At 40.9% G+C, this 8607-nt stretch carries 9 protein-coding genes; 5 read left to right on the forward strand and 4 right to left on the reverse strand.

Translation table 11 applies throughout. The features are described from left to right. Positions 1 to 8: 8 nt before the first annotated feature. The 3 genes from ACTNA4_RS13155 to ACTNA4_RS13165 are packed head-to-tail and all read right to left on the reverse strand — an operon-like array spanning position 9 to position 3593. Positions 9 to 1685, reverse strand: a complete 1677-nt coding sequence (locus ACTNA4_RS13155; RefSeq protein ID WP_441030515.1) for an extracellular solute-binding protein — start codon at positions 1683 to 1685, stop codon at positions 9 to 11. A gap of 46 nt (positions 1686 to 1731) precedes the next feature. Continuing rightward, complete coding sequence (locus ACTNA4_RS13160) at positions 1732 to 2631, reverse strand: carbohydrate ABC transporter permease (protein ID WP_441027057.1); 900 nt, start codon at positions 2629 to 2631, stop codon at positions 1732 to 1734. A gap of 11 nt (positions 2632 to 2642) precedes the next feature. Further along, positions 2643 to 3593, reverse strand: coding sequence for an ABC transporter permease (locus tag ACTNA4_RS13165; RefSeq protein WP_427820850.1), 951 nt, complete (start codon positions 3591 to 3593; stop codon positions 2643 to 2645). Positions 3594 to 3926: 333 nt separating this feature from the next. On the opposite strand from ACTNA4_RS13165, the gene ACTNA4_RS13170 reads away from it, so the two are divergent. From ACTNA4_RS13170 to ACTNA4_RS13185, 4 genes are all read left to right on the forward strand, one after another. Beyond that, a complete protein-coding gene (locus tag ACTNA4_RS13170) occupies positions 3927 to 4982 on the forward strand; it encodes a LacI family DNA-binding transcriptional regulator (protein ID WP_441030517.1) in 1056 nt (351 codons plus the stop codon). 6 nt (positions 4983 to 4988) lie between these two features. Continuing rightward, positions 4989 to 5639, forward strand: a complete 651-nt coding sequence (locus ACTNA4_RS13175) for a YesL family protein (RefSeq protein WP_427820852.1) — start codon at positions 4989 to 4991, stop codon at positions 5637 to 5639. Positions 5640 to 5712: 73 nt separating this feature from the next. Continuing rightward, complete coding sequence (locus ACTNA4_RS13180; protein ID WP_427820853.1) at positions 5713 to 6441, forward strand: hypothetical protein; 729 nt, start codon at positions 5713 to 5715, stop codon at positions 6439 to 6441. A gap of 48 nt (positions 6442 to 6489) precedes the next feature. Further along, entirely contained in the window at positions 6490 to 6834 is a 345-nt protein-coding gene (locus ACTNA4_RS13185; protein ID WP_427820854.1) for a hypothetical protein, read from the forward strand. A 129-nt stretch (positions 6835 to 6963) separates the two neighbouring features. Here the strand turns inward: ACTNA4_RS13185 and ACTNA4_RS13190 are convergent, their stop codons facing one another. Next, complete coding sequence (locus ACTNA4_RS13190) at positions 6964 to 7662, reverse strand: ATP-binding protein (RefSeq protein WP_427820855.1); 699 nt, start codon at positions 7660 to 7662, stop codon at positions 6964 to 6966. Positions 7663 to 7762: 100 nt separating this feature from the next. On the opposite strand from ACTNA4_RS13190, the gene ACTNA4_RS13195 reads away from it, so the two are divergent. Further along, positions 7763 to 8422 (forward strand): Crp/Fnr family transcriptional regulator, encoded by a 660-nt coding sequence (locus tag ACTNA4_RS13195; RefSeq protein ID WP_441019130.1) that lies wholly within the window; start codon positions 7763 to 7765, stop codon positions 8420 to 8422. The last annotated feature ends 185 nt before the right edge of the window (positions 8423 to 8607 follow it).

Below are 8607 nucleotides of genomic sequence, written 5' to 3' on the forward strand. Positions count from 1 at the left end.
ACGTTTTATTATTCTGCATTTTCATAGTAGCTGTCAAGATATTTCTGGAAAATGTCCAGATAATCCTGCAGACCATATGCATCCAGATCTTTCAAGTATTTATCCCAGTCTGCATCTGTAAATCCATTCATGATCCAGTCTGATTTTTTCGCATTGATTGTTTTCTGGATATCTGCCTGCAGATTGGAAAGTTCTTCTGTATCTTCCTGAGACATGAATACATTTGGATATACATATTTTGTATTCATATCCGGAGTATAGTAATCTTTAATCCAATCCAAACGATACTGTGCATCATCAGGGCATGTTACATATACACCATAGTATTCATCCAGGATTGCAAGCGGACCTCCAACACACTCTGCTTCTCTTACTTCAACCGGAGATGCATCTCCAAGCGGAGCATGCTTCAGCATTTCCTCACCGTTCTCGTTTTCACCCAGTTCAAAGATATCAAACTCATCATCCTCGCCATAAGTTCCCCAGTTATTCTGCGGAGACTGGAACGGATCATACATCTGATCCAGCCATGCACATACAAGAGCCGGATTCTCTGCAACTGCTGTTACTACGCAACGTCCACGGTCAAATCCACTTGTAAAAGAACCATTCTGCGGAGTGATATTTCTTGTATCAGCTGTTAATGCCGGAAGCGGAACCCAATCCTGAAGATTGTCAATATTTGCTACATCCCAGCTAAAGCATACGCCGTAACGTCCGGATTTTCCTTTTGATACGTAAGTAGACCATTCCTGTGTAAATGCTTCCGGATCAATCAGACCTTCTGCATACAGAGAATGAAGCCATTCGATTCCCTTCTTATAACCTTCCTGTGTTGCGGAACAGATTACTTCAAGGTCATCAGTAACTGCAATATGTCTTCCCTTATCAGCATCGCCGTATCCTTCACCAAAACCATTGATGAGGATGCTCGGATCCTGGTCACCATCATTTACAATACATGCCATCGGAATGATGCTTCCGTCAATATTGAATTCTGCCTGCAGTTCAGATGCATGATCGCGGAAAGCAATTAAAACCTGTTCAAATTCATCTACCGTTGTCGGAACTTCCAGTCCAAGGAAATCCAGCCACTTTTTGTTAATAAAGCTCATATTTCCAACTGTCTGGATTGCTGTCTTTTCTGAGCCAAGCTGTTCAATCCACGGAAGAGCCCAGATATGTCCTTCAGAATCAGTACACATGGTTCTATATTCCGGATATTTTTCAAATACTGCACTCAAATTCGGCATATATGCATCGATGTATTCTTCCAATGGAATAATAATTCCCTGATCCGCATATTTAAGAAGATCGCTATCGCCAAAACCTGCCGTGAAGATAAAGTCTGTTAAAGTGTCCGGATTTGACATGTTGAGGGTAATTTTATCTCCCCACTGGTCTGACTGGATTGCCGTCCATTCGATCTCGACATTTGTCTTTTCCTGTAAACGTTTAAAGATTGTACGGTTGTTAGGATTTGACTCCGTATTTGCAGGGTAACTGGTCATACCAGTTAAAGTTGTCGTCTCTTTTAATGGAAACTCCAGTTCAGACTTATCCACTTCTTGAAATTCCCCGCTATTCAATTTTTTAGTGCTCTTTCCGCCACACGCTGTAAGTGATACAACCATTCCCATTGCCAGCATCATGGCAACTATGCGCTTAAAATATTTGTTTTTCATTTTTTGGCTCCTTTCAATAAACATTGCATCCATTTCAATGAAATCATTATCCTTTTATAGAACCAGCCATAATACCGCTGTCGAAATACTTCTGGAAGAATGGATACATTACCAGAAGCGGTAAACTTGAAATAATGATTGTTGCGTATTTCAATAGTTCTGCCAGCTGTGCTCTTGCTGCTGTACTCTGCATATCAGAAATCATTCCTGATTCCGGTTGATTCTGAATCAAAATAGAACGGAGCACCAACTGCAACGGCTGTTTTGCTGAGTCGTTCAAATAAATCATTGCATCAAAGTAACTGTTCCACATACCAACAAACTGCCATAATGCCAACACTGCAATAACCGGAGTACATACCGGAATCAAAATCTTAAAAAAGAATACCAGTTCATTGGCACCATCTACCTCTGCCGCTTCTCTCAATTCACCAGGAATTCCCTGATAGTATGTCCTTGCAATAATCATATTCCATACACTGAAGGCTCCAGGAAGAATAATTGCCCACATACTGTCCAGCAGTCCCAGATTGCTGATCAACAAATAAGTAGGAATCAATCCGCCTCCAAAGAACATGGTAATTACAAAAATCACATTAAAAAATCCTCGTCCTTTAAAATCTACTCTTGACATCGGGTATGCCGCCAGAAGTGTTATTACAACTGACACAACGGTAAACACAACAGAATAAATAACTGCGTTTTTAAAACCTACCCAAATCTGCTTATTTGAAATAACACGTTCATATGCAGTCAGAGTCCATTTGCTAAAATCAAAGGTAATACCTTTATTCTGCAGGGTAACCGGATCCATAAAAGAAGCTACGACAATATAAATCATAGGAACTATAATGGCAACCACAAACAGTCCAAGCAAAATGTATCCGCACATCAGCAACGCCTTATCCTGTAGAGAATATCTGGCAAATCTGCTTTTCTTTTTCATCTCGCTCCTCCTTATAATCCTTTACCATCATTCATTTTGGCAACAATCTTATTCACTACTACCAGCAAAATAACATTGATTACCGTATTAAACAAACCTACTGCTGTCGAGAAACTGTAATCTCCATCCAGCAAACCTTTTTTGTAAACATATGTAGCGATAATTTCTGATGCGGGCAGGTTCAAATCCGTCTGCAATGCATAGGCTTTTTCAAAACCGATACTCATAATATTACCCGCCTGCATAATAAACTGAATCACAACCAAATCCTTGATCGCAGGCCACTCCACGGCTTTAATCTGCTGGAATATGTTCGCACCGTCTATCAACGCTGCCTCTTTCAATTCCTGACTGGCATTAGAAAGCGCCGCCGTATACATGATAGATGCCCAGCCTGCTCCCTGCCAGATACCACTGGCAATATAAATGGTACGGAATGCTTCCGGCATGGTCATGAAATTAATGCTCGTACCAAACAGTAAATTGACCGGTCCCGTAACTGAAAGGAAAATACGCACGATACCACACAATACAATTACGGAGATAAAATTCGGCAAGTACAGAACAAGCTGAATTTTCTTCTTTATTCCCGTACTCTGGATTCGATTCAGCAGAAATGCCAATAGAATCGGAACCGGGAACCCCCATAACAAACCGTAAACACTAAGCTTCAGGGTATTGATCAGGTAAGTCATAAAATCCGGTGATGACAAAAACCGTTCGAAATACTTGAATCCTACCCACTCACTTCCCAGAATACCTTTGATCGGATTATACTTCTGAAAAGCAATCATGATGCCGCCCATCGGAATATACTTGAAAATCAAAGTAAGCGCCAAGGCCGGCAGCAGGAAAATCACGTACAACTGCCAATGCTGTTTTAAATACAGAAGCGTGTTATGAAGACCTGCTGAGTTTTTGTTCTGTTTCTTGTCAGAAACAACTGTAGAACTTGTTTTCATTTTGTCCTCCTTCCTTTTTTTCTCTCCCCATACTTTTGCATCTACATATATCCATGCCGTCTCAATCTAGTTGTGCAAATGTAAAAGTAACTTCAAGATTTTATAATTATTTTATACCATATATTTTATATTTGGTCAATCCAATTTTGGCATTTTACCTTTATTAATTTTATATTTTTTCGATTTTTGCACATTATTGTATATTTATTATAATTATTGCATTTTATTTTTATGCATTTTTACCTATTTTTTTTCATTTTTACATTTGACACATTTTGTTTTTCATTTTATAATATATTATGTAACAATCATTCACATAATTAGGAGGATTATATGGCCGGCAGAGTAACCATACAGGATATAGCTGACGCCCTCGGTGTTTCCAGAAACACTGTTTCTAAGGCGATTAACAATACAGGCATCCTTGCTGATGCAACCAGAGACAAAGTTTTAAAAAAAGCAATGGAAATGGGATATAAGCAGTTTTCATATGTAACAATTGCAGACACAGGCAAACCGTCCCTTTCTATTTCCACCCCGAATGAACGCGGTGAAATCGCACTGTTTACCACAAGTTTTTTGGGTAATTCCCATTTTGCATCCACAATGCTGGACAAATTTCAGCGAGAGCTTTCCCAGTTAGGCTACAGTCTGACCATGTACCGCATTCTTCCGGATGACCTTCACCGGCTTTTGCTCCCGCCTTCCTTTGCGAAAGAAAGGACCGCCGGAATCGTCTGCATCGAGTTGTTCGATTCCGCATATAGCCATATGGTCTGCTCTCTTGATCTGCCTGTCCTTTTTGTTGACACTCCGGCCGATCCTCTGGGTTCACCGCTGGTAGCAGACAAGTTATATATGGACAACCGCACTAATATTTATCGCTTTGTAGAGGAAATGTCTCGAAGGAAAAAAACAAAAATTGGATTTATCGGAGATTATCTGCACTGCCATTCCTTTTTTGAACGTTATATGGGATACCGCGATGCCATGTACCTGCTTGGTTTACCTATATCTGACGAATACAGTATTCTTGACCGCGAACCATTTTCCCGCAAATATGAGGAGATCCTGACAGATCGTCTGAAAAATATGAAAGAGCTTCCTCAGGTGTTTATCTGTGCAAATGATTTCGTAGCTCTGGATGCCATAAAGGCTTTAAAGAGGCTTGGCTATTCTGTTCCGAAAGATGTGTACCTCTGCGGTTTCGATGATTCTCCGGAATCAAAAATCATAACGCCTTCTCTGACAACCATCCATATACACAGCCAGATCATGGGCTACTACGCAGTACATTTATTAATATCGCGAATAAAGGAACCAGATTTAAACTATCGAACCATGCACGTTGAAACTGACCTGATCTACAGAGAATCTACGGAGGATTAGACTATCATGAACAGCTTACTTAACCCGGATAATCCGGTCATGCAATTCATTACAAAAATCGTTAATGCAGTATATCTTAACATCCTGTGGTTTTTTTGCAGCCTTCCAGTTTTTACCATCGGTGCTTCTACAACTGCATTATATTATGTCACTTTAAAAATGGTCAAAAACGAAGAAGGCAATATCACAAAAGCCTTTTTCCACTCTTTCCGTGAGAATTTCAAACAGGGAACCGTCATCTGGCTAATTCTTCTGGGATTTGGAATCCTCTTCGGAATAGACGGTTATGTTCTGTATCACATTCGTTTTGAGAATGCGTTCTGGACAATTTGTACCGCCGTTTTGATTGTAGCAGCCGTTGCATACGCCATCATATTGATGTATATTTTTCCGCTTCTTGCCAGATTTAATAATACAACTCTGGCCATGTTTAAAAACTCAATTATGATTGGCATGCGCTTTCTGCTCTGCACCGTGCTGATGGCTGTAATTTACTTTATTATGATTTTCGTAATCATAAACATCTTTACACCCGCAATTATTTTTGGTGAAGGACTCTGCGCTTTCCTGTGTTCTTACCTGCTTTCCAATATCCTGTTGATGTGCGAAGAGAAATCAGAGTCTGTCGAAAACTCCTCACCGGACGATTCACAATAACTGCCTATCGGTATCTGTCACAGGTTTTCAGTCTGGGCAGATGCCGTTTAAACCATAGTAGAAAGGAATTCTCATGAAGCTGAAACAAAAAGCGTCACCGGAGCTGGAAAAACTGAAAACCCTTCATGGGCCACAAAAAATCCGGTATATTTGGGATTATTATAAGCTGCCCATTGTGGTACTTTGCATTCTTCTGTACATACTTGGTTATTCCCTTTACGGACATTTTACCCACAAGGAAAAAATCCTCTATACTGCCTTAGTCAACGTATCTGCAAGCGATTCCCTTACTGAACAACTGAGCACCGGTTTTCTGGATTCTCTTGATCAAGACACTTCCAAAACCACCATGCAGCTATATACCGGATTATATTTGACCGACGATGAGACCAATCCCTATCACGAATACACCTATGCATCCCGCATGAAGATCCTGGCTTCCATTGACGGGAAACAGCTGGATGTTGTCCTTATGAATAAAGAAGCATTTGATGCCTTTTCACAAAACGGATATCTCTGCGATCTGGAAGAACTGCTTTCAAGTGAAGATGTAGATTTATATAACCGATTAAAGCCTCATCTGGTAACAAATACTGTCATCCTTGAAGACAATTCCACCGATCTGCAGCTGGATCCCTCTATTACTTATCAAGCAGTCACGGAAGAACATCCATTTGGACTGGATTTATCACAAACATCTATGATTTCTGATGCTGGATTTAGTGACATAGTATATTTAGGAATCATTGCAAACAGTCCTCGGACAGAAGAAGCTATCGATTATGTCAGATATTTGTTGTAGAAAGCATTGCCAGAACGATTCTGAAAATGCCGGTTCTGGATCTAATCAGTGTCCGATTTCAAAACCTCCGTCCCTTTGAGGGACTTAAATCTGGATGAGTATACCCTTGAAAACGGCAATCACTTGTTTGTTATTGCTGATGGACGGGTTGCCAATCTCGTATACGCAAATGGCAACCCTGCCGATGTTATGGATATGTCTTTTTCTGTGATGGCGTTCGGTGTAGAGTATCTTGTCAAAAACAATGGGAAATTAGAAAACCACATGCTCAATGTACCCTTAGAGTTGGATCATCAGGTTGTAAGACTAAAATTGGGGGCCCTGGGCATCACCTTTGATAAGCAGACCGGGGAGCAGAAGAATTATACCAAACAGTTTTTCACACATGAATGATTATAAACCGTTTCATTGGCAAACAAAATGGATCGACGACTGTGAACCCGAGAATGAGAAGAAACGTTTCCTAAGCATTAATAGGAAACAGTAATCTTCTCATCCTGCAATTTAGCCACATCCGCATTCTTACACTCTTTCTATAATGCTACCGTCAGTTGCAATCGTCACCACATTCCACGGAATAAATTTCCCGCTATCCTGAAGTGCTGTTTTCACTGCATTTTCAATACCTCCACAGCAAGGCACTTCCATCCGTACCACTGTAACACTGCGAATATCATTATTGCGGATAATCTCAGTCAATTTTTCACCATAATCCACAGCATCCAGCTTAGGACATCCTACCAGTGTAATACGTCCTTTGATAAAGTCCTTATGAAAATCAGCATAAGCATAAGCGGTACAATCCGCAGCTACCAAAAGCTTTGCGCCATCAAACCATGGAGCCTTCACAGGTACCAGTTTGATCTGAACAGGCCATTGCCGAAGCTCAGATTCTTGTGGTGCGATTGATACAGAATCAGTCTCCTGACGTTTGATAGCTTTTGCTGCAGATCCCGGGCAACCGCAAGGCAGCGGCTGTTCCTTTTTCGCTTTTGCAGCCAGAACGGCTGCCTCATCATAAGCAGCAGCCTCCCGCTCCACAAAGGAAATCGCTCCTGTGGGACATGTAGGAAGACAATCTCCCAGTCCATCGCAATAGTCATCTCTAAGCAGCTTTGCTTTTCCATCCACCATACCAATGGCCCCCTCATGACATGCTGCAGCACATGCCCCGCAGCCGTTACATCTTTCTTCATCTATTTGAATAATTTTACGTATCATTGTATTTCCTCCCTTTTATTTGCTGCACTTGACGTTACAAGCTTATTCTATTATACTGGCAAAAGAATGTCTGTTGGAATTCCAACAAAGGAGGATTAATGTGAAAGATTTTTTTGAAATATTATCGAAATGCCCATTATTTGATGGTATTGAACAATCTGATTTGAATGCTATGATAGCATGTCTGAATGGTAAAACTATTAATGTCCCGAAAGGCAGTCCAGTTTTTCTTGAGGGTACCCCTGCCCGGTTTTTAGGTGTTGTTCTTTCCGGTACAGTGCAAGTGATCCGGGAAGATTATTACGGTAACCGAAGCATAATGACCTGCCTCCAGCCTGGAGAATTATTTGCAGAAGTATTTTCTTTTGCCGGTCTTGAAACCATGCCTGTAAGCGTTATTGCCGTCAAGGACAGTGCGGTACTCCTTCTGGATTGCAGACGTGTTCTCACCTCATGCTCCAATTCCTGTCATTTTCACAATCGCCTGATGAAGAATTTACTTCAGGGGATGGCACAAAAGAATTTGGCACTGTCACAAAAAATCCGATATATGTCACAGAAATCAACAAAAGAAAAATTAATGGCCTATTTTTTAGATCAAGCCAAACAGCACGGTAGCACGGAGTTCGTAATTCCTTATAACCGACAGGCATTGGCAGATTATCTGGGTGTAGAACGCAGTGCCATGTCAGCTGAAATCAGTAAACTGAAAAATTCCGGGCAAATTGATACAAAAGGCTCCTGGTTTTCCATCTCTTAGTGGGGCCGTTGCTTTTGGCACTTACTGCGCGTGAGCAAAAAGCGTTAGAAAATTCCTGGGCAAAGGTTTTCGCAGAAGAAGTGTTCCCTAAAATTGATGAAAAACCTTTTGCTGTTTTATATAGTGATAAAGCTTCACGGCCAAACACTCCTGTTAACGTAATCATCGGAGCATGCATCATCAAA

This window comes from Bariatricus sp. HCP28S3_A7, from assembly GCF_052066375.1.
Lineage (GTDB): Bacteria > Bacillota > Clostridia > Lachnospirales > Lachnospiraceae > Allocoprococcus.

Bases quoted from the DNA above. Each gene is read 5' to 3' on its own strand.
- ACTNA4_RS13180 (WP_427820853.1), top strand. From the start codon at position 5,713: ATGAAGCTGAAACAAAAAGCGTCACCGGAGCTGGAAAAACTGAAAACC.
- ACTNA4_RS13175 (WP_427820852.1), top strand. From the start codon at position 4,989: ATGAACAGCTTACTTAACCCGGATAATCCGGTCATGCAATTCATTACA.
- ACTNA4_RS13160 (WP_441027057.1), bottom strand. From the start codon at position 2,631: ATGAAAAAGAAAAGCAGATTTGCCAGATATTCTCTACAGGATAAGGCG.
- ACTNA4_RS13165 (WP_427820850.1), bottom strand. From the start codon at position 3,593: ATGAAAACAAGTTCTACAGTTGTTTCTGACAAGAAACAGAACAAAAAC.
- ACTNA4_RS13155 (WP_441030515.1), bottom strand. From the start codon at position 1,685: ATGAAAAACAAATATTTTAAGCGCATAGTTGCCATGATGCTGGCAATG.
- ACTNA4_RS13170 (WP_441030517.1), top strand. From the start codon at position 3,927: ATGGCCGGCAGAGTAACCATACAGGATATAGCTGACGCCCTCGGTGTT.
- ACTNA4_RS13190 (WP_427820855.1), bottom strand. From the start codon at position 7,662: ATGATACGTAAAATTATTCAAATAGATGAAGAAAGATGTAACGGCTGC.